Annotated in this window: 18 protein-coding genes; 8 read left to right on the forward strand and 10 right to left on the reverse strand. The window is 69.0% G+C overall.

From position 1 onward, the window contains the following. Positions 1–3: 3 nt before the first annotated feature. The 4 genes from AB0L60_RS02165 to AB0L60_RS02180 form a co-directional block, all read right to left on the reverse strand. A complete protein-coding gene (locus AB0L60_RS02165) occupies positions 4–2,280 on the reverse strand; it encodes an ATP-dependent DNA ligase (protein ID WP_364605855.1) in 2,277 nt (758 codons plus the stop codon). Between the two features lie 171 nt (positions 2,281–2,451). Then, positions 2,452–2,796 (reverse strand): antitoxin, encoded by a 345-nt coding sequence (locus AB0L60_RS02170; RefSeq protein WP_364606717.1) that lies wholly within the window; start codon positions 2,794–2,796, stop codon positions 2,452–2,454. 35 nt (positions 2,797–2,831) lie between these two features. Further along, the gene (locus tag AB0L60_RS02175) at positions 2,832–3,983 is read right to left on the reverse strand and encodes an MBL fold metallo-hydrolase (RefSeq protein ID WP_364605857.1); all 1,152 of its coding nucleotides are present in this window, start codon (positions 3,981–3,983) and stop codon (positions 2,832–2,834) included. Between the two features lie 11 nt (positions 3,984–3,994). Beyond that, positions 3,995–4,720, reverse strand: coding sequence for an enoyl-CoA hydratase (locus AB0L60_RS02180; RefSeq protein ID WP_364606720.1), 726 nt, complete (start codon positions 4,718–4,720; stop codon positions 3,995–3,997). Between the two features lie 82 nt (positions 4,721–4,802). Here AB0L60_RS02180 and AB0L60_RS02185 point away from each other — a divergent pair, with 82 nt between their 5' ends. After that, on the forward strand, positions 4,803–5,933 hold the full coding sequence (locus AB0L60_RS02185; protein ID WP_364605859.1) for an NAD(P)-binding domain-containing protein: 1,131 nt from the start codon (positions 4,803–4,805) through the stop codon (positions 5,931–5,933). A 2-nt stretch (positions 5,934–5,935) separates the two neighbouring features. On the opposite strand, the gene AB0L60_RS02190 is transcribed toward AB0L60_RS02185, so the two are convergent. From AB0L60_RS02190 to AB0L60_RS02215, 6 genes are all read right to left on the reverse strand, one after another. Then, positions 5,936–6,733 (reverse strand): aldo/keto reductase, encoded by a 798-nt coding sequence (locus tag AB0L60_RS02190; protein ID WP_364605861.1) that lies wholly within the window; start codon positions 6,731–6,733, stop codon positions 5,936–5,938. Between the two features lie 179 nt (positions 6,734–6,912). Further along, positions 6,913–8,463, reverse strand: a complete 1,551-nt coding sequence (locus AB0L60_RS02195; RefSeq protein ID WP_364605863.1) for a carboxyl transferase domain-containing protein — start codon at positions 8,461–8,463, stop codon at positions 6,913–6,915. Between the two features lie 174 nt (positions 8,464–8,637). Then, a complete protein-coding gene (locus AB0L60_RS02200) occupies positions 8,638–9,240 on the reverse strand; it encodes an ATP/GTP-binding protein (RefSeq protein WP_174391578.1) in 603 nt (200 codons plus the stop codon). Further along, entirely contained in the window at positions 9,221–9,595 is a 375-nt protein-coding gene (locus AB0L60_RS02205; protein WP_033085504.1) for a DUF742 domain-containing protein, read from the reverse strand. Before AB0L60_RS02205 ends, AB0L60_RS02200 begins: the two co-directional genes overlap by 20 nt. A 7-nt stretch (positions 9,596–9,602) precedes the next feature. After that, complete coding sequence (locus AB0L60_RS02210; RefSeq protein WP_029930951.1) at positions 9,603–10,016, reverse strand: roadblock/LC7 domain-containing protein; 414 nt, start codon at positions 10,014–10,016, stop codon at positions 9,603–9,605. Continuing rightward, positions 10,013–14,047 (reverse strand): ATP-binding protein, encoded by a 4,035-nt coding sequence (locus tag AB0L60_RS02215; protein WP_364605867.1) that lies wholly within the window; start codon positions 14,045–14,047, stop codon positions 10,013–10,015. Before AB0L60_RS02215 ends, AB0L60_RS02210 begins: the two co-directional genes overlap by 4 nt. A gap of 339 nt (positions 14,048–14,386) precedes the next feature. Between AB0L60_RS02215 and AB0L60_RS02220 the strand changes: the two genes are divergently transcribed. The 7 genes from AB0L60_RS02220 (at position 14,387) to AB0L60_RS02250 (ending at position 21,729) form a co-directional block, all read left to right on the forward strand. Next, entirely contained in the window at positions 14,387–16,525 is a 2,139-nt protein-coding gene (locus tag AB0L60_RS02220) for an AMP-binding protein (protein ID WP_364605869.1), read from the forward strand. 126 nt (positions 16,526–16,651) lie between these two features. Next, positions 16,652–17,038 (forward strand): hemophore-related protein, encoded by a 387-nt coding sequence (locus tag AB0L60_RS02225; protein WP_364605871.1) that lies wholly within the window; start codon positions 16,652–16,654, stop codon positions 17,036–17,038. 192 nt (positions 17,039–17,230) lie between these two features. Continuing rightward, positions 17,231–17,929 carry a response regulator transcription factor gene (locus AB0L60_RS02230; RefSeq protein WP_364605873.1) on the forward strand — a complete coding sequence of 233 codons (699 nt, stop codon included), beginning with the start codon at positions 17,231–17,233 and terminating at the stop codon, positions 17,927–17,929. Continuing rightward, on the forward strand, positions 17,926–19,326 hold the full coding sequence (locus AB0L60_RS02235) for a HAMP domain-containing sensor histidine kinase (RefSeq protein ID WP_364605875.1): 1,401 nt from the start codon (positions 17,926–17,928) through the stop codon (positions 19,324–19,326). The genes AB0L60_RS02230 and AB0L60_RS02235 overlap by 4 nt, the downstream gene beginning before the upstream one ends. A 70-nt stretch (positions 19,327–19,396) precedes the next feature. Continuing rightward, positions 19,397–20,557, forward strand: a complete 1,161-nt coding sequence (locus tag AB0L60_RS02240; RefSeq protein WP_364605877.1) for a hypothetical protein — start codon at positions 19,397–19,399, stop codon at positions 20,555–20,557. Between the two features lie 147 nt (positions 20,558–20,704). Continuing rightward, positions 20,705–20,986, forward strand: coding sequence for a hypothetical protein (locus tag AB0L60_RS02245; protein WP_364606723.1), 282 nt, complete (start codon positions 20,705–20,707; stop codon positions 20,984–20,986). Between the two features lie 56 nt (positions 20,987–21,042). Further along, positions 21,043–21,729 carry an RDD family protein gene (locus tag AB0L60_RS02250; RefSeq protein ID WP_364605879.1) on the forward strand — a complete coding sequence of 229 codons (687 nt, stop codon included), beginning with the start codon at positions 21,043–21,045 and terminating at the stop codon, positions 21,727–21,729. Positions 21,730–21,746 lie beyond the last annotated feature (17 nt).

A 21,746-nucleotide genomic window follows, 5' to 3' on the forward strand; every position in this document is an offset into this window, starting at 1 on the left:
CGGTCAGTCGGAGCTGGGAATCCAGGCCGGATGCCAGAGGCGTCCGGTCTCGGTCCAGTTCATGAAGCGCACGGTGCCGGTGAGTTTCGGCGTCACCCACACCGCGTCCTCGCGCTCGTCGGCGGTGAGTTCATTGCCGAACGGGCTGGTCTTGCGTGTCAGGCGGCGCAGCCGATCAGCGAGATCGCTCATCTCCTGCTCGCTGAACCCGGTGCCGACCCGGCCCAGGTAGTACAGCTCCCCCTCGTGCGGAACACCGACCAGCAGCGAAGCGAACTGCCGCACCTCCGATCTCCGGTAGCCGCCGATCACCACCGACAGCGTCCGCCAGTTCCGGGTCTTGATCCACGACTGCCCGCGCCGCCCGGGCAGATACACCGAGTCCCGCCGCTTGGCGACCACGCCCTCCATGCCGTGATCCTGGCTGTACCGCAGGGCTTCCGCGCCCGGCCCGCTCAGCTGCTTCGGCACGATCAGCGAACGCGCCTGCCCGGCAAGGGCTTCCAGCACCCGCCGCCGATCGTCGTAGCGTTTGCGGACCAGCGAGGTGCCGTCCAGATACAGCAGGTCGAAGGCCAGGAAGACCGCCCGCGTCGAATCCTCCCGCAGCAGGCCGAGATTCGCTCCGCCGTGATCGTCGAAGACCACCGCCTCGCCATCGAGCACCGCGCTGTGCCCGGACAGTTCCGAACCCAGCACCGCCAGGCCCGGATACTTCCCGGTAACCACGTGCCCGGCCCGGCTGCGCAGCGTGACCGCGCCGTCCTCGATCTCGGCGATCAGCCGGAACCCGTCCCACTTGGTCTCGAAGGCCCAGCGCTCGGCGTCGAGGGTCCCCACATCACCCGCCGTGGCCAGCATGGGTTTCAGCCCCCGCGGCATGGGCGCGGGGGTGCGCGGCGGCGCGGCCGGAACCGGCTGCGCCCCATTGCCTTCCATCCCCGGTGGCGTCTGATCCTTCATCAGGTGCATGAGCCACTGGTTGCCGTTGGTCTGGATCAGGGCGTACCGCCCTGCCAGCCGCTGCCCGCGCAGCCAGACGATGACCTCGTCGTCACGCCACTTCTCGGTCTCGTAGGTGCCGGTATCCCAGATGGTCATCTCGCCGCCGCCGTACTCGCCCTTGGGAATGGTCCCGTGAAAGGTGAGGTACTCCATCGGATGGTCCTCGGTGTGCACGGCCAGGCGGTTCTCGCCGGTCTCGGTGGGCGGGCCCTTGGGCACCGCCCAGGACACCAGCACGCCCTCGCGTTCCAGCCGGACATCCCAGTGCAGCCGCCGGGCGTGATGCTCCTGCACCACGAACCGATTCCCCGGACCGTCGTCGGGCGGGCCCGGCGGGACCGGTTCGGGTGTGCGCCGCGGGTCACGCATGGAGCGGTAGGTGTCGAGCCGGTCCGGAACCGGTTCCGGCAGTGGCTCGTCCAATCCTTCGAGCAGATCCCCCTGCTCCCGCCAGCGCCGCAGCACCTCGTCGAAGCGCAAGTGCCGCAGCCGCTTCGGTTTCTCGATCTCCGTCCAGGCCCGGGGCGCGGCCACCCACGGCTCGGTGCGCCCGCGCAGCGAATACGGCGCGATGGTGGTCTTGGCCGGATTGTTCTGGCTCCAGTCCAGGAACACCTTGCCCCCGCGCGCCGATTTCGCCATGGTGGCCGTCACCAGCTCCGGCCGCAGCTGCTGCAGGTTGGTGGCGACCTGCTTGGCCACCGTCGACGCTCCGTTCGGCCCGAGTCTGCGGTCCAGCGGCACGTAGACGTGAATTCCCTTGGAGCCGCTGGTGACCGGGTACGCCTCCAGCCCCACCTCGCGCACCACGTCCCGCAGGATGAGCGCCACCTCGGCGCACTGCGCCAGCCCGGCCCCCGGCCCGGGATCCAGGTCGAACACCAGGCGGGTGATGTCCCCGACCTCGGCCCCGTCGAAACGCCATTGCGGCACATGCAGTTCCAGCGCCGCCTGCTGCCCGAGCCAGGCCATGCCCGCGAGATTGTCGATGAGCGGGTACGTGACCGGCCGGTCGGAATGCCGAACCGTCCTCCGCGCCAGCCACTTCGGCGCGTGCTCGGCCAGATTCTTCTCGAAGAACGACTGCTCGTCCACCCCGTTCGGCCACCGCTTGCGGGTCACCGGCCGCTGCGCGATATGGGGCAGCAGGGCCGGGGCGATGGCCGTGAAATAGTCGATGACCTCCCCCTTGGTGGTCCCGGTGGCCGGGTACAGCACCTTGTCGAGGTTGGTCAGCCCAACCTCGATACCCCCGAAATCCCTGCGGGACCCCATGACAGCAGTTTAGGTCCGGGTCCCGGCAAAAACCGGCAACCCGAAGCGACCCGGAGGAACTCGCGCCATCCGTGAAATGCCAACGGGCCGTTCAGGTCAGCGACGGGGATCCCGCCACTCCCGAACAGCCCGTGGAACGACCGGTGCGACCACTGCGAGACGCCGCGACGATTACGCCTTGGGCTGTTCGCCTTCCGCGGCCTCCGCAGCGGGTTCCGGGGCCGGTTCGCCCGCCGCCGCGGGTGCCGGCTCCGGGGCCGGTTCGGCCGCCGCCGCGGCGGGTGCCGGCTCCGGGGCCGGTTCGGCCGCGGGAGCCTCCGCGGGGGCCGCGGCGGGCGCCTCGGGCTTGATGGCCGACTTGACCGCCTCCGTGCCCTTGTCGATCTGGGCGGAGAACTTCCCCCCGGTCTTCTCGTCGATCACATGTCCGGCCTTATCGACCGCCTGCTCGATCTTCTCGGCGTTCTGGGCCGCCACCTCTTTGCCCTTGCCGACCAAGCCCTTGAGCGTGTCCATGAGACTCACAGCGCTGCTCCTTCAATCTCGGTCCGTTATTGGCGAATATCTTCCCACCACGAATCCCGTGGTGGGAGGCCAATCGGGTCGATCCGCTCGCCCGGCTTCGGCACGGCGATGCGTGTCCCCGCCGCCTCCGCCGCCTCGACCAACCGGTGGACCGGCTCCGACCAGCCGTGGAAGGCCAGATTGAAGGTGGCCCAGTGGATCGGCACCAGCAGCCCGTAGCCCGCATCGCAGACACACAGATCGGCGTGGGCGCGCACCGCCTCCTCGGGGTTCATGTGCACATCCGGCCAGTGCCGGTCGTAGGCGCCGATGGGCAGCAGGGTCAGGTCGAACGGGCCCAGCCGCGCACCCGCCTCCGCGAAGGCCTTGGTGTAGCCGGTGTCGCCGCCGAAGTAGACCCGGCGGGTGGGTCCGGCGATCGACCAGGACGCCCACAGCGTGGTGTTGCGCACCAGCCCGCGGCCGGAGAAGTGCCGCGCCTCCGCGCAGGTGATCACCAGATCGGTGCCGTCACCGTGATCCCGCTGCAGCTCCGACAGCGAAACCGAAGCGGCCCAGTCCAATTCGGCAATGCGATGTTCCGGCACCGCCCAGTGGCGCAGATGCGCGCCGATGCCGATCGGCACGATGAACACGCAGTCCTGACTGTCCGCCAGCTCGATCACGGTGTCGCGATCCAGATGGTCGTAGTGGTCGTGCGAGATGAGCACCGCGTCCAGCGGCGGCAGCTCCGACAGCGGCGACGGCACCGGATGCAGCCGGGCCGGGCCCACCAGCGGCGATGGCGAGACCCGCTCGCTCCACACCGGATCGGCCAGCACCCGGTAGCCGTCCACCTCGATCAGGCAGGTGGCGTGCCCGTACCAGGTGACGGCCAGGTCCCCCGCCTGCTCCGGCAGCGCGGGCGTCACCAGCGGGATCGTCCCGGCCGGGCGGCCCCGGTCGCGCTGGGTGGCCAGCTGATACAGCAGCTCCACCGGGGAACCGGTGATCTGGCTGCTCGGTTCGGTGTTGTGGAACTGCCGATTGCGATAGGTGGTCGCCCCGCGCGCCGTCGGCGCGATGGCGGACATGGAGGCGCCCATGGCGGAGGGAATCCCCCACGCCGCCCGCACCAACCAGGAAAGACCGAATACACCCGCGGACATACCCACCAGTTTCCGCGCATTCGCGGTCATGCGCTGCCCCTTCATTTGCCCTCGAACTTCGCGGGCCGCTTCTCCTGACGTGCCGTGCGCGCCTCCTGCGCGTCGGCACTCTGCCACGCCGCGTCCAGCGCCGCGGTCTGCTCCAGGGAGTCGGGGCCTCGGGTGTCGTCGTCGTTGAAGACCAGTTTCAAATGCCGCAGCGAGAGCGGCGCGAGTTCGGCGATCTGCTTGGCCCAGGCCTGCGCGTCGGCCAGCGTGCCGATCCGGTTGGCGAAGCCGAAGTGGTACGCGTCCGCGGCCTGCACCCGCTCGGCGCCCATCAGGATGGTGCGCGCCGGTCCGGGCCCGATCAGGTTGGACAACCGGCGCACGGTCCAACGGTCCACGGAGATACCGAGTTTCGCCGCCGGCACGGCGATGAAGGAGTCCGGCGTCATGACCCGTAGGTCCGACGCCAGGGCCAGCTGCACCCCGGCGCCCAGCGCCCCGCCGTTGATGGCCGCGATCACCGGCACCGGGATCGTCTCGATGGTGCGCAGCATGCCGAGCAGCCCGGTCAGGAACGTGTCCGAATACACACCGTCCAGATCCGCGCCCGCGCTGAAGATCGGTCCCTGGCCGGTCAGCACGATCACGCGGGCCGAGGTCGCGGCCTCCTCGAGCGCCGTGTGCAGCTGCCCGATCAGCTCCTCGTTCAGGGCGTTCCGTCGATCCGGACGCTGCAGTTCGATGGTCACTACCTCGCCATCGCGGCTGACTCCGAGCATCTGTCTCTTCCCCACTGTCCAACTCACCTGCGCTTTCGACCCATGATCGGCTTTCACTCTAGGTGCGGGTACCGTCGGGCCGGTGACCGCAACACCCGATGTCGACATCCTCGTAATCGGCGCCGGGCAGGCCGGTTTGTCGGTCGGATATCACCTGCGGCGGCTCGGTTTGCGGCCGGAGCAGGACTTTCTCATTGTCGACCATGCTCCCGCTCCGGGCGGGGCGTGGCAGTTCCGGTGGCCGTCACTGACATTGAGCAACGTCAATCGGGTGCACGATCTTCCGGGCATGTCGTTCGCGGAGACGCTGCCCGAGGACTCGGAGAACGCACAGGCGGCCACGGCCGTGCCGCACTACTTCGAGCTCTACGAGAAGCGCTTCGATCTGCGGGTGCACCGGCCGGTGTCGGTCAGCCTGGTGTGCGACCGGGCCACCGCGGCCACCTGCCCGGATCAGGAGGTCGACGGGCTGCTGCACGCGGAGCTGACACCGGACGCGATGCTGCGGGTGCGCGGGCTGGTGAATGCGACCGGCACCTGGGACAAGCCGTTCATTCCCTACTACCGGGGCGCGGACACCTTCGCGGGGCGTCAGCTGCACGCCCACGATTACCGCACCGCAACGGAATTCGCGGGCAAGCACGTGGTCGTGGTGGGCGGCGGGATCACCGCCATCCAACTGCTGGACGAGATCTCGCGGGTCACCGGCACCACGTGGGTGACCCGGCGCGAACCCGTGTTCCGCTCAGCGCAATTCGCACCCGAGGACGGACGGGCGGCGGTGGCCATGGTGGAAGACCGTGTGCGGCGCGGACTCCCGCCCGGCTCGGTGGTCTCGGTCACCGGCCTGCCCGAGGACGCCCGGGTGCGGGCCATGCGCGACCGCGGCGTGCTGCACCGGCGGCCCATGTTCGACCACCTCGAAGCCGACGGAATCCGCTGGGCCGACGGCACTTTCCAGCACGCCGACGTGATCCTGTGGGCCACCGGATTCCGCAGCGCCCTCGACCATCTGGCCCCGCTGCGGCTGCGCGGTCCCGGCGGCGGCATCACCATGGGCGGCCGGCTCGCCACCCGGGTCGAGACCGATCCGCGCATCCACCTGATCGGCTACGGGCCGTCCGCCAGCACCATCGGCGCGAATCGCGCGGGCCGGGCCGCCGCCGTGGAATTGACATCGTACCTGGGCATTCCCACCCAGCACGAGCCGTGAGCTCAGGCGGGGGCGTCCATGTCGAAAATGTTCGGATCCCCGCCCTGCCGCGCGCCCTTGTCTATGCCGGCGATCTGCGTCATCTCCCGGCCGGACAGCTCGAAATCGAAGACCGTCAGGTTCTCCGCCATCCGGGACGGCACCGTGGACTTCGGAATGGCCACGTTCCCCAGCTGCATATGCCAGCGCAGGATGATCTGTGCGGGCGTCCGGCCGAGCTTGTCCGCCAGCGCGATGATGACCGAGTCGTTGAACTCGGCCCCGCGCCCCAGCGGACTCCACGCCTCGGTCACGATGCCGTGCGCGGCGTGGAAGGCCCGCAGTTCCGACTGCGCGTAATACGGATGCAGCTCAACCTGATTGATGGCCGGCACCTCACCGGTCTCACCCATCACCCGTTCCAGGTGCGCCCTGGTGAAATTGGAGACACCGATCGAGACCACCCGGCCCTGCCGCTTGAGCGTCTGCAGCGCGCGGAAGGTGTCGAGGTACAGATCGGCCGCGGGCAGCGGCCAGTGGATCAGGAACAGGTCGATGGTGTCCAGGCCCAGTCGCTTGACGCTGGCGTCGAAGGCGCGCATGGCGGCGTCGTAACCGTGGTCGGCGTTCCACAGCTTGGTCGTGACGAACACCTCGTCCCGCGGTAGGCCCGATTCGCGGACCGCGCGGCCGACCTCCTCCTCATTGCCGTAGAAGGCGGCGGTGTCGAGGCTCCGGTAGCCGAGCTCGAGGGCCGTCGTAATGGTGCCGACCGCCTCGTCACCGACGAGGTTGTACACACCGAACCCTAGCTTCGGCATGACCTGGCCATCATTGAGCACTATCGCTGGGATGCCGCTGGCCTCGAACCGATAAGTCACCGTTCCGAAGGTAGAAGCGCCGTTCCACCCCGTCAACCGAACACACGATAGGGAAGGAACCGAATCGGATCCGCACGGCGGCAACTTCTCAGCGTCGCCCTGGTGGGATGTGAGGAGAACTACGATCCGAGACCCAGGCGACGGTATCGCAGCTGCCGTGCGGCCCGCAGATCCGCGGCGGACCGACTGGTGAGACCGGCCAGTTCGTCGGCAATGGCCGCCACCATGCGCAGCGCGAAATCAACCGGCTCGTCCGCGGCATCGGGATACTCGGGCACGATGCGGTCCACGATCCCGTCGGCCCGCAGATCCTGCGCGCGAATCCGCTGGGCGGCAGCCAGTTCCGGGGCGTGCTCGATGTCGCGGTAGACGATCTCGCTCGCACCCTCCGGCGGGAGCGGAGCCAGCCAGCCGTTCGCGGCCGCCAGCACCCGGTCCGCCGGCAGCAGGGCCAGCGCGCCACCGCCGGTGCCCTGGCCGAGCAGCACCGACACCGTCGGCGTATCGAGTGTCACGAGATCTGCTATGCAGCGGGCGATTTCGGGTGCCAGGCCACGCTCCTCCGCCTCACGGGACAGCGCGGCGCCCGCGGTATCGATGACCAGGACCAGTGGGACGTGAAGTTCAGCGGCCAGGTGCATGCTGCGCCGGGCCTCGCGCAATGCCGCCGGACCCATGGTGTTCTCGGGCGACTGCCCCGCGCGATCGTGACCGAAGACGATGCAGGGCTGACCGCGGAAACGGGCGAGCGCGTGCACGACGGTGCGATCCAGCTCGCCCTGTCCGGTGCCGGACAACGGAACTCGATCGGTGACGTGGCGCAGCAACTCCCGGATTCCCGGCCGATCGGGCCGCCGCGAGATGAGCACCGACTGCCAGCCGTCGACGTCGCCCGTATCGACCGGCGCCGGGCCGCGCCGCTCCTCCGCACCTGCCAGGAAGGAACCGCCGCCCTCCTCGAAACGATGTGAGCCGCCGTTCTTTTCGGGCAGCGGCGCCGGTCCGTCGCACAGGACGTTCAGAGCCCGATGTGCGATCCGGCGGAAGACCGAAACAGGTACGATTCCGTCGATAACGCCATTGTGGTAAAGGTTTTCGGCTGTCTGTACGCCCTCGGGAAACTGTTTCCCGTACAGCGCCTTGTAAACTCGCGGCCCGAGAAAACCGACCAGCGCACCCGGCTCGGCAAATGTCATGTGCCCCAACGATCCCCACGAGGCGAACACCCCGCCCATGGTGGGATCGCGCAGATACACCAGATACGGATGCCCCGCCGCCTTGTGCACGGCCAGGGCCCCGGCGACCTTCACCATCTGCACGAAAGCGACTGTGCCCTCCTGCATTCGGGTACCGCCGGAGGTCGGCGAGGCGAGCAGCGGCAGTCCCAGCTCGGTGGCACGCTCCACCGCCGACACGATGCGCTCGGCCGCGGCCACCCCGATGGACCCCGCGAGAAACCCGAACTCACACGCGAGCACGGCGACCCGCCGCCCGCGCAGCAACCCCTCCCCGGTGAGCACCGCCTCATCGGTGCCCGCCGTTGCCGCAGCAGCCAGCAAATCCTCGCGATACCGGGCCGATGCCGCCACCGCAACGGGTGGCCGATCCCAGCTCACGAAGGAACCGGGATCGAGCAATGCGCCGAGCAGCTCCCGTGCCGAGATCTTCATGAGACATGAGAGTAGCTACAAATGGCACACCCTCAGTTCGCGGCCCGCCTCGGCCTGGACCGACGGAGCGGGGGAGCGAAGCGGAGGAGCGGAGGAGGGAAGGCCGAGGTACCGGCTCCAATAGGCCTGCGCCTTGGGCCGCGAACCGCGGCGGCGGAGCCGCCGCAATTCAACTCAGTAACCCTGCACGACCTTGCGCAGTGCGTACTCGGTGACCGCGACCAGAGCCTGCTTCACCGGCTCCCGGCGACGGGCGTCGATCGAGAGGATCGGCACGTCCGCGGGCACCGCCAGGGCCTGGCGAATGTCCTCGACCGGATACCGTGGCGCATCATCGAATTCGTTGATGGCCACCAGGAAGGGTAGGTTCCGCGCCTCGAAGTAGTCGACGGCGGCGAAACTGTCCTCCAGCCGGCGGGTGTCGACCAGCACCACCGCGCCGATGGCGCCCTTGATCAGGTCGTCCCACATGAACCAGAAGCGGTACTGGCCGGGCGTGCCGAACAGGTACAGCACCAGGTCATCGGCCAGGCTGATGCGGCCGAAGTCCATGGCCACCGTGGTGGTGGCCTTCGACGGAACCCCGGTCAGGGAGTCCACGCCGACACTGGCATTGGTCACCAAAGCCTCGGTGCGCAGCGGAACGATCTCCGACACGGCACCGACCAGGGTGGTCTTGCCGACACCGAAACCACCGGCCACGACGATCTTGGCCGACGTGGGCTTGCTGGTGCGCGTGTCGACCTGTGTCGTCGAATCAAATACGCCGGAGTCCACTGAGAACCCTTTCGATCAGCTCGCGACGTTCATCGTCGCTGGAATCGTCTTTCAATGTCGCCGATACCCGCACATGGCCGGCATCGATGAGGTCGGCGACCAGCACCCGCGCGACCCCGAGCGGGATGCCCAGACGCGCGGCCACCTCGGCAACCGACGGCGATTCTCTGCACAACTCCACGATTGACGTCTCGATATTGGTCAGTTCGAACTGCCGCTCGAGGGCGACCGGATGCGATGCGACGAGCGCCTCCAGGGCGAGCTCCACCTTCGGCCGGGTGCGACCGGCCGTCAGTGAATAAGGGCGAACCAGGCTCGGTTCGGCGCTCCCAACGCGTTCGTTGTCTATGTCCATCCCGCCATCAGGAACCCATCGTGACGCGAGGTGTGGCCTGAACCGTCTGGCCCACTCGCTCGACCAACAAGGCCATCTCGTATCCCACCTGGCCGATGTCACATGACGTATTCGTCAGCACGGCCAGGTACGAGCCGTCGCCGACCGCCATGAGCAGCAGGTAGCCGTGTTCCATCTCGACCACCGACTGCAACACGGTGCCGCCCTCGAACAAGTTCGACACACCCACCGAGAGGCTCGCGAGCCCCGCGGTCACCGCTGACAGCTGTTCGGCACGGTCCACGGGCAGCTGCGCACTCGCGGCCATCAGCAGGCCGTCAGCCGACACTAGGACCGCGTGCGCAACGCCGGGAACCTCATTGGCGAAATTCGAAACCAGCCAATCCAGCTGACGCTTCGTACCACCTAGATCGGGGTTCATCGGTCTCCTTTATCTCCGGTTAGGTTCATAGCTTTCATCGCGCGGCCATCCCGGACGCCCTGCTGGTGACGACTCAGACTTGACCTGATGGATTCTGGGTCCCGATGGGCCGCCTTGTCAGCGTTTCCGGTGACACCGCCGGGCACAAGTCGGTTACCGGGATCGCGCTGCGGCAGACCCGCGGCGGTCCGCTTGTCCGCCGAGGACTCGTTCACGCGGCGAGCCGCCTGCCAGCCCTCGTCACCCGGTGATTCGAAGGACGACGCCACCTGGGACCGGTCGGCATTCGGATCCGACAGCCACGCCGACATCATCTCCGCGAAAATCGGCGTGCCGCCCATGATCGCATCGCCACCGGAATCGGCTGGCTGCAAACGGGTCTGGAAGAACGAAGCCGCCTTCTGCGGATTCGAGCGGAAGCTGTGCCGTCCGGGCTCCTTGACAGCGTCGGAGCCGTTCTGCGGCAGGCCCACACCCGGAATCGGGCTCGGGCGCTGCGGCAGCACCGCACCCGGATCACGCTGCGGCAGACCGGTCGCGCCCCGCTGGGTCGCTCCACCTCCCAGCGCTTGACCCGCGCCCGGATCACGCTGCGGCAGTGGACCGCTCAGCGGATCACGCTGAGTCAGACCACCCGACAGCGGATCAGCGCCCGGGACACCACGCTGCGGCAGACCACCGGCGGATTCCCGCTGCGGCAGACCGCTACCGGCGTCACGCTGCGGCAGGCCGTTGCCACCGCGCTGGGGCAGACCACCGGCGGCGGAATCACGTTGTGCCGCTCCACCTCCCAGCGCTCGAGACCCACCCAGCGGATCACGCTGAGTCAGACCACCCGACAACGGATCAGCACCGGCGGCACCACGCTGCGGCAGACCACTACCGGCGTCACGCTGCGCCGCTCCACCTCCCAGCGCTTGACCGTTGCCCGCTTCGCGCTGCGGCAGGCCACCGGCCGCCGCACCACGCTGCGGCAGACCACCCGCGGCCGGATCACGCTGCGGCAGGCCGCCGTCGCGCGGCGCGAGGCCATCACGCTTGGGCAGACCCGGCATGTCCGAATCCTGCTGAGCGGCGGCGAGGCCGTTGCCCCCGTCCCGCTGCGGCGCGGCACCCCGCTGCGGCAGCCCCTGGCCCGGCGCACCCGGACCACGCTGCGGCGGAGCGCCATTGGCGCCCGGCTCCCGACGCGGCAGACCACCGGCAGCGGAATCACGCTGCGGCAGACCACCGGCCGAAGGATCACGCGGCGGCAGACCACCGGCGGCCGAGTCACGCTGCGGGAGACCGCCAGCGGCGGGCTCACGACGGGTCGGACCCGAATCCGCTCCGCGCGCTTGCTGCGGCACACCATTGCTACCCGGGTCACGCTGAGGCAGGCCGACGGGCCCGGGGCGCTGCGGCTGGCCGAGACCGGCCTCGCGGCCCGGTGCACCGTTGGTGCCCGGCTGACGCTGCGGCAGACCACCCGGTCCCGACGGAGTTCCACCCGGCGCTGCATCGCGCTGCGGCAGGCCGACGGAGGGATTGCGCTGCGGCATCGCACCGGACTGACCCGGCTGCGGCAGACCGCTCTGGCCCGGACCGCTCGGTGCGGCCCCCGGCTCGCCCGGTCGCGGCGGCATGCCGCCCGGGGCACCTTGGCGCTTGAGCATATTGGCGGCGAGACCGCCCCGCGGCTGCGAAGGACCGTCGGGGCTCTGACCGCGCTGCGGCAGATTGGCGCCCGGCTGGGCCGAGGGCGCGGACGGACCGTGCGCACCCGGATCACGCTGGGGTAGGCCGGCGGGCTTCGAACCGCCAGGAGCCGCCAGCGTGTGCTTGACGGTGGGCCCGTTCACACCGGGCTGCCGGGTCGGCAGACCGCCCGGCACCTGGGCGCCCGGCTGCCGCGTGGGCAGTCCGGTCGAGGCACTGGCCGCGGCGGGGGCCGGGGCAGCGCCCGGCGTCTGTCCCGCCGGAGCCGGAATCGGCCCGCTCACACCCGGATCCACGGTGACCATCACATTGCCGGTCGCCGTGCGGGTGACCGCGCGCATCTGCATGGAGGACGGCGCACCGGCCTGATTGCCCGCACCCTGCGGCGCGGACGGCATGGGAGCCGACGGCGGCGTCTGACCCTGCTGCGGCGGCACCGAGATCGGCCCGCCCGCCGAGACGATCAGCGGCTTGGGCACGTGCACGGTGACCGTCACGCCCGGGTCCCGGGCGATGTCGAAGGTCGGGCGCAGCCGCACGGTCAGGCCGTGGCGCTCGGCCAGGCGGCCGACCACGAACAGACCCATGTGGCGGGCGGTGTCCGGACCGACCTCGGCCACGGCCTCCAGCCGCCGGTTGATCTCGGCCATTTCGGCCGGGGGCATACCGATACCGCGGTCGGCGACCTCGATCAGGAGACCCTGATCGTGTGCCTGCGCGAAGGTGAACTTGACGTCGGTCTCCGGGGGCGAGGCGCGCAGCGCGTTGTCCAGGAGCTCGGCGAACAGGTGCGCGAGGTCGGAGGCGGCGGGCTCGACGAGCGCACCCCGCGGGGTGGCGCCCAGCTTGACGCGTTCGTAGTCCTCCACCTCGGAGATGGCGGCGCGCAGCACGTCGGCGATCTCGACGGGCGCGGACTTGGTCCGGCGCTGTTTGGTACCGGCCAGAATCAGCAGGTTGTCGCCGTTTCGCCGCATACGGGCGGCGAGGTGGTCGAGGCGGAAGAGGTTTTCGAGCAGGCGCGGGTCCTTCTCGTCGTACTCCATCGCCTCGATGAGCGAGAGCTGGTGATCGACAAGGGACTTGGAGCGGCGGGCCAGGGTCTCGAACATGTCGTTGACCTGGGTACGCATGGCGGCCTGGTCGGCGGCCAGGCGCAGCGCCTGGCCGTGGATGTCGTCGACGGCGCGGGCCAGCTGGCCGATCTCCTCGTCGGTGTGCACCGGCATCGGTTCCAGCGGAACGTCTTCGGGATCCGCGCCGTCACGCAGCGAGGAAACTTCCTGGCCGAGGTCGTATTCGGCGACGCGCAGGGCGGCCAGGCGCAGCCGGCGCAGCGGGACGATCATCGCGCGCGCGATCAGCACGGCCAGCGCGAGGGCGCCGAGGATGGTGGCGATGACGATGATCGAGTAGCGGATGGCGCCCGAGCGGGCCGCCGCGGCCAGATCGTCCACCCGGGACACGATGTCCTTGGTGGAGGCGGTCGCGATCGACTGGTAGCCGTTGATGCTGGCGACCAGCGAATCCTTCAGCTCGGCGACGGGCAGCTGCCCGGCCAGCGCCTGCGGGCCGTTGACCAGCTGCACGCGGGTGTCGGCCTGCCGATCGAGCTCCGCGATGGTGGCGTCGCCGTCCGGGAAGCGGTGCGCGAGCACGGCCAGCATCTGCCGCTCGGTATTGACGCCGATCTGGATGTCCTTGAGGCCATCCTTGGGGTTGTTACGTAGCGCCTCGGCCATACCGGCGACCTCGTTGAACAGCATCCAACGGCTGTTCAGCGAGTCGACCAGGCGCAGCTTGGACTGGTCCACGTTCTTGTCGGCGACGCTGGACACGATGTTCTCCACCGTGCGCACGCTGTCGCCACGGATCCGCTCGACCGCGGTGACGGTGTCCGGAATCGACTTCGACGGCGCCAGGCCCTGGGCCCGGATCGCCTTGGCGCCCACGATCATCTCGTCCAGCGCCGAGCGGGCGCTGGGCATATCGCTCAATCGCGCGGCGGCCTTCTCGGCGAACGCGATGGCCGTATCCAACTGCGCAAGCTCCGGATCCGAGGTCAGCGACTGGGTCGGGCCCAGCATGACCATCTGACCACTGGCGACCTGCGCCGCATCAGCACTGAGACCGGTGATCGCCGGGATGACCCCGACATGATCGGTCGCCGTCGAGAGCCGGCTGGAGTCGGCGAACTCCGCCGAGATCCTGGACGCTCCCAGCACAACAGCAACCAACAGCGGCACGGCGAGCACCGCCGTGACCTTCCATCGCAGGTCCCAGTTGCTCAGCGCCCAGCGCTTATTGCTGCCGGACCTAGCGGCGTCACGCATCTCCCACTCACTTTCCAAACTGGCCCCAGCCACGCGCCATCAGCGAGCCTCCGCGATCGCACGCTGGGCTCGACTGGCACAGCTGGCCGAGAACTGCGGCTGGCCGAGAAATTGCGTCCATGACGGCCGAAATATGTGACATGCGATTCTAACGGATCAATAACTTCTTGTGTGACCTCTTGGCAACCACCGGTCTCTGACCTGCCTTTTGCAGGCAAAATCAAAGGTCGCGGCGTCCGCCCGGACGTCGCGTGAAGTCTGCCACAATCAGCTGGATCTATCGAGGCGGGCATCTCAGCGCATCTCGAGGACACATGGCGGAGCTAGGGAGTCACCGGGTTGAACGCGAAGCAGGAGTACCGATCGGCTTATCAGCTGAGCCTGGTCGATCCCTCGGAGTTCTGGTGCGACGCGGCCGAAGCCATCAGCTGGGATGTGCCCCCCACTCAGATCCTCGATACCGCGGCCCGTCCGACGGCGCGCTGGTTTCCCGACGCTCGCCTCAACACCTCCTACAACGCCCTGGACCGGCATGTGCGCGATATCACATCCCCAGGGGGCCCGACCGGCGGTCAGGAGGGGGGTCGCGCTGAACAACCGGCCCTAATATACGACTCCGCTATGACCGGGTCCAGAAGGATCTACACATATCGGGAGCTGCTGGACGAAGTCGCCCGATTTGCCGGATCCATGCTCCGACTGGGCGTCAAGACCGGTGATCGTGTCGTCATCTATATGCCGATGATTCCGGAAGCCGTGGTGGCCATGCTCGCCTGCGCCCGCATCGGCGCGGTGCACTCGGTGGTCTTCGGCGGATTCGCCGCCCACGAACTCGCGGCCCGCATCGACGACGCCGAACCTGTGCTGATTATCACCGCCTCCGGCGGGCTGGAACCCGGCCGCCGCATCGAATACCCGCCGATCGTGCTGGCCGCCCTCGACCTCGCGGAGACCACCGCGCCCCGCACGGTGCTGGTCAAGCAGCGGGACGGCTTCCCCACCATTCGTTTTCCCGCCGAGCAGGCCGCCACCGAACATCTGCCCGCCTCCTCCGACACCGTCGCCGCCCGCTGGCTGGACTGGGACGAGGCGCTGATCGGCGCGGAACCGGCCGATCCGGTCTCGGTGGCCGCGACCGATCCCCTCTATATCCTCTACACCTCCGGGACCACCGGGAAGCCCAAGGGCGTGGTGCGCGACAACGGCGGGCACGCGGTCGCACTGGCCTGGTCCATGCGCAATATCTACGAGGTCGGCCCCGGCCAGACCATGCTCACCACCTCCGATATCGGCTGGGTGGTCGGGCACTCCTACATCGTGTACGCGCCGCTGCTGGTCGGGGCGACCACCATCCTCTACGAGGGCAAGCCGATCGGGACCCCGGACGCCGGGACCTTCTGGCGACTGGTGGAGGAGTACAAGGTGGACGTGATGTTCACCGCACCGACGGCGCTGCGGGCCATTCGACGCGCCGATCCGGACGCCGCACTCGCGCATCGGCACGATCTGACCCGGCTGCGGGCGCTGTTCTGCGCCGGCGAGCGGCTGGACCCCGCCACCTACGAGTGGGCGGTGGACACGCTGCTCGCGGAGCGGCCCGACTGCCCGGTCGTGGACCACTGGTGGCAGACCGAGACCGGCTGGCCCATCTGCGCCAATCCGCTCGGGCTGCAGCAGCTGCCGATCAAGGCCGGTTCGGCCTCGGTGCCGGTGCCCGGGTACCGGCTGCGGGTGCTGGATTCCGAAGGCAACGCGGTCCCACCCAATACAGAAGGAAACATCGTCATCGGGCTGCCGCTGCCGCCCGGCACACTGACCACGCTGTGGCGCGACGACGCCCGCTACGAGCGCTCCTATCTCTCCGCCTATCCCGGCCACTATCTGACCGGGGACTCCGGCTTCTTCGACGAGGACGGTTACCTGTACGTCCTGGGCCGCAGTGACGACGTCATCAATATGGCCGGGCACCGGCTCTCGGCGGGCGGCATCGAGGCGGCCATCTCCGGCCATCCGGCTGTGGCCGAGACCGCGGTGGTCGGTATCCCGGACGAGCTGAAGGGGCAGCGGCCGATCGGGTACGTGGTGCTCAAGACCGGCATCGACATCGAGTCCGAGCGGCTGCGCGCCGAGGTCATCGAGCGGGTACGCGAGCGGGTCGGCGCCATCGCCACCCTCTACGACGTGGTCGCGGTGACCGCGCTGCCCAAGACCCGCTCCGGAAAGATCCTGCGCCGCACCATGCGTCAGATCGCGGCGGGTGAAACCTTCGAGGTGCCGCCCACCATCGACGACGCCGCCATGCTGCCCACCCTGAAGAAGCAGATCCGCGACGCGGTCACCCTCATGGAGGACAAGGAGCGCATCGCCGCCGCCGATGCCGCGGTCGCCACCTCCCCGATTCACCCGGCCACCCTCGATACGGGCGCGTCCGGGGTGGATCCGGCCGCTCAGGCCGGGGATTCGGCCGTCTCGGGCTAGCCTCAGAGAGTTTTCATACTTCGCTCATCGGCCTCCCATGCGGGTGGTTTAGCGTCGGGCGGGCGCGAATCGCGGGATTCGCGCTCTACCCTTTCGCTCTGCTTGTCGAACAAGAAAGGTCGATGCATGAGCTTCGTCCGTAATCGCCGCGTCGGTGCGCTCTTCGGAGCCGGCGCGGTCGCCGCCGTGGCCCTCGCCCTCGCGCCCGCCACCGCCTCGGCCTCCCCTGCGGATCTGGTTGCGCCGCTACTGAACTCGACCTGCACCTTCACCCAGGTGGACGCGGCCCTGCACGACAAGGCCCCGGCCCTGGCCTCGTTCCTGGACCAGAACCCGGGCTACAAGTCCGAGTTGCAGGCCAAGTTCGCGCTGTCGCCCGAGCAGCGTCAGGCCGAACTCGACCAGTACCTGAGGGACAACCCGGACGCCGCCGACCAGGCCGCGGCCGACCCGCGAGCCGGTGGAATCGCCGCCGCGATCCAGCAGGTCGCCGACTCCTGCCACAACTACTGACCTTCGTCGGACGATACTGATGTGGTGTGCCGCCTGGGTGGCACACCACATCAGGTTCGCGGCCCGTCTCGTTCTGGACTGCGGCTTGATCGACCTCCGCCTTGGAGCGGGGGAGCGAAGCGGAGGAGCGCAGGGAGGGAAGAACGAGACCTCCAGGGCCGCGAACCCGCCCGGAGCGAAGCGGAGGGCAAATTGGACCCAGTACCCACTGTCCTGGTCGTCGACGACGACGAGGATGTGCTCGCATCGGTCGAGCGCGGGCTCCGGCTGTCGGGGTTCCGGGTGGTCATCGCCCGGGACGGCGCGGCGGCGCTGCGCAGTGTCAACGAATCCGCACCCGATGCCGTCGTGCTCGATATGAACATGCCGGTGCTGGACGGCGCGGGCGTGGTCACCGCGCTGCGCGCCATGGGCAACGAGGTGCCGATCTGCGTACTGTCGGCGCGCAGTTCGGTCGACGACCGGATCGCCGGGCTGGAGTCCGGGGCCGACGACTATCTGGTGAAGCCGTTCGTGCTCGCCGAACTGGTCGCCCGCATCAAGGCGCTGCTGCGGCGGCGCAGCGACGTACCCGCCTCCGCCATCCCCGGCGCGATCACCGTGGGCCCCCTGGAAGTCGACGTCGCCGGCTACCGGGCGCTGCTGCACGGCACCGAGATCGAGCTCACCAAAAGGGAATTCGAGCTGCTGTCCACGCTGGCCCGCAGCGCCGGCGTGGTGCTGAGCCGCGAGCGGCTGCTGGAACTGGTGTGGGGCTACGACTTCGCCGCCGACACCAATGTGGTGGACGTCTTCGTCGGCTACCTGCGCCGCAAACTCGAGGTCGACGGCACCCCGCGCCTGCTGCACACCATTCGCGGGGTGGGATTCGTCTTACGCGCACCCAAATGAACCGGCCCGCACCCGATTCCGCACCACCACGCCGGCGCCGCCACTCCTATTCGCTGCGCTTCCGGGTCGCGGCCGCCGCGGCGCTGGGCGCCACCATCATCGTGGCGGTGCTCAGCTGGGTGACCGTCACCGCCATCGAGCGCAACAATCTCGGTCAGGCCGATCAGCAGCTGGCGCTGTCCTCGCGGATCGTGCTCATCGAGCCACAACTCGCGGTGACCGTCCTCGACGTGCTCGGGCCCACCAACCAGCTGGCGCTCACCGTGCGCAATGCCGACGGCTCCATGACCAGCACCTCCGTGCAGCTGCCCGCCCTGTCGGTGGGTAATCACACCGTCACGGTGGACGGCAATTCCTACCGGGTGCTCACCACCACCGAGAACCAGCCCCCGGGACGCGTTGTCTCCCTGGGCATTCCGACCACGGAGACCGAGCACGCCACCGCGGAGCAGCGGCGGTTCGTGTTCTTCGCGGCGCTGGCCGCGGTGGCGGCGTCGGCCGGGCTGGGCTGGCTGTTCGGCGGCCGCGCGGTGCGGCCCATCGTCCGGCTCACCGAGGCGGTCGACCAGCGCGGGCCCACCGGCGGCCCGAATGCGCAGCTGCCCGTGGACGGTTCGGGGGTCAGGGAGGCCGACAAGCTGGGCGAGGCCGTCAACACCATGCTGGAGCGGCTGGATCGGGCCCAGGCCGAGATCGCGGCGGCGCTGGAGACCGCGCGCGACTTCGCCGCGGTGTCCGCGCACGAACTGCGCACCCCGCTCACCGCCATGCGCACCGATCTGGAAGTGCTGCGCACCCTCGACCTCAGCGAGGACCAGCGCCGGGAGATCCTCGGCGACCTGCAGCGCGGCCAGAACCGGGTGGAGACCACCCTCGCGGCACTGGAACGGCTGGCCGCCGGTGACCTCACCAATGAACGTGACCACGTGGTCACCGATGTGGCCGAGCTCTGCGACGCCGCCGCGCACGACGCCATGCGGCACTTCCCGCAGCTGAAGGTGCGCATCGACACCGACGCCGAACTCGTCACCCGGGGCCTGCCCACCGGGCTGCGGCTGGCCGTGGACAACGCGCTCACCAATTCTGCGCGCCACGGCGGGGCCACCGAGGCGCTGGTGTCGGCGCACCGGGCGGCGAGCGGGCGCATCGTCATCTCCATCGACGACAACGGGCGCGGACTGCCGCCCGTGGAGCGCGAGGCGGTATTCGAACGGTTCTTCCGGGGTAGCCACGCCGCCAAGGGCGGGTCCGGGCTGGGGCTGGCGCTGGTCGCGCAGCAGGCCCAATTACACGGTGGCCGAGCCTATTTCGACGACGGCATGCTGGGCGGGGTGCGCCTGGTACTGGAACTTCCGGACCGCGATGCGCCGCCGGGGCCATCGCCCGGCCGCGGGTGAACGTACCGGTCTTTACCGAACTCTCAGACAACCATCAGAGCTCGGGGCACACCGCCCCTCTACGGTCTGAATGGTGTTCGGAAAACGCGCCCGCTGGGTCCTGATCGTCCTGCTGCTCGCCGCCGCGGTCACCGCGGGCACGATCAGCGTCCTCCGGCTGCGCTCCGCGCCCACCGCGGTCGCGCTCATCAACGGCGATACCGGGCCACTGGGCGCGCGCATCGCACAGGAGCTACAGGGCAGCGGAACCCGGCACTGGGACGTGGTCGACGAGGCGAGCACCAAGGACTATGCCGCGGTGGTCACGCTGCCCACCGACCTCAGCACCGATATCACCTCCCTGCTCACCGACAAGCCGCAACGGGCGCAGGTCACCGTCACCACCCACGATCGCGCCGACCCGAACCTGGTCAACGACGCGGTGACCGAGGTGGCCAAGAAGATCAGCGCCGCCGGGCTGGACACTCTGTTCGCGACCATGAACACCGCGCGCCTGCAGGTGTCGCAGATCGCAGGCACCTCGCAGCTGCTCAGCACGGGCGTACAGGCGGCCGCCGACGGGGCGCAGCAGTTCTCCGGTGGCGCCGACCAGATGATGGACTTCCTGAATCAGGCGAAATCCGGTGCGGGACAGCTGACCTCCGGCATCGACGCGCTGAACTCCACCCTGAGCGCCGCCACCACACAGGCGAATCAGCTTGCCGCGGCGCTGGATTCGACCGGCGTCACCATGGGACAGGTCTCCCAGGCGGCGAGCACGCTGTCCAATGGTCTCGACTTCGTGGTGCCGCTGCTGCAGGCGCTGCCGTTCGCCAATGATCCGCAACTGGCGAATGTCATCACCCAGCTTCGGGGTCTGCAGAACGTGGCGAATCAGGCCGACACCCAGCTCAGCGGCTTCGCCAATCTGACCGGCACACAAGTCACTCCGGATACCAAGGTCGGGCAACTACTACGCGACGCCGCCGGCCGGCTGAACGACGCGAGCACGCAGCTGAATCAGGGCGCGTCGCTGGCACAGAGCATTCCGGCCATCGCCGATCAGGCGGGGACCCAGCTGGTGGCGGCCATGCAGGCGCTGACCGGTGGCGTCACCCAATTGCAGGCCGTGACCAGAACATTGGGCAATCAGGCCGGTCAGGCGATGGGCGCGCTCCCGCAGCTCGGGGTGCCGCAGCAAACGGCCATCGCAGCCGCCCTCACCGACCCGGTCGACATTGTTCGGAAATAACGTTCGCAAACAATCAGCAACATTCGGCGATTCGCCCGGATACACTCTGTCCGGATTGCTCTAATCGACCCGTTTCGGGAAGCTCCACCGCTCTACCGACCCTGGCTCCACCTAGCGCCCCGGTACCGGAGAGGAACGATCGTGAGCATGCTGATGGCCGCGCATGACATGTACGGCACGGTTCTCGCCCAATTGGGCAACCCCACCGCGGAAACCCCGCCCATGGCCGACAAGATGATGAAGATGTTCCGCTACTTCACCTGGTTCACCCAGATGTCGGGCGTCGCGGCCATCACCTACGGCGGCGGGCGCTTCGCCTGGGAGAAGTGGGGCGGCGGCTCGGCCTCCCCGAAGATGGTCGCCAACGCCATGATCGGCGGCGCGACCGCCACGAGCGCCGGAACAATCATGAACGCCATCGTCGGCTAGGGATTCGGGAGACAATGCGGGGGCCCAGCCCCCGCATTCCCTCTGGGGAGGAACCGATGACCTACGGCAACGATCCCTACTCTCAGCAGCCGCAACAGCCCGGATTCGGGCAGCAGCCCGGGTTCGGCCAGCAGCCACCGCCCGGCTACGGGCAGCAGCCACCACCCGGCTACGGGGGACAACCACAGCCCGGGTACGGGCAGCCGGTGGGCGGCTACCCGGGGCAGCCCGGGGGCTATCCGCCGGGACCCGGCTATGCCGCGTATCCCCAAGCGCCCTATGCCAGTTGGGGCGCGCGGGTCGGGGCGTACCTCATCGACCGGCTGATCATCGGCGTGCCCGCGGCCATCTTCTACGGCATCGGCTTCGCGGTCGGGTCCAAGGACATGAACTGCACCACCGACTCGACCGACTCCTCCTACAGCACTTCCTGCTCGGGCGGGCTCTCCGCGGGCGGGATCGTGCTGGTGCTCATCGGCGCGGCCATCGCGATCATCGGCGGCCTGTACCTCATCTATATGGAGGGCACCAGCGGCCAGACCCCCGGCAAGAAGCTGCTGGGCGTCAAGCTGATCCGCGAGGCCGACGGGCAGCCCCTGGGCTTCGGCATGGCCTTCGTCCGGCAGATCTGCCACATCGTCGACACCCTCCCCTGCTACCTCGGCTGGCTCTGGCCGCTCTGGGACGCCAAGCAGCAGACCTTCGCCGACAAGATCATCAGCAGCATTGTCGTGAAGGTGTGAGTTCCGGCAGCGAAGAC

This window comes from Nocardia sp. NPDC051981 (assembly GCF_040680715.1).
Taxonomy (GTDB): domain Bacteria; phylum Actinomycetota; class Actinomycetes; order Mycobacteriales; family Mycobacteriaceae; genus Nocardia.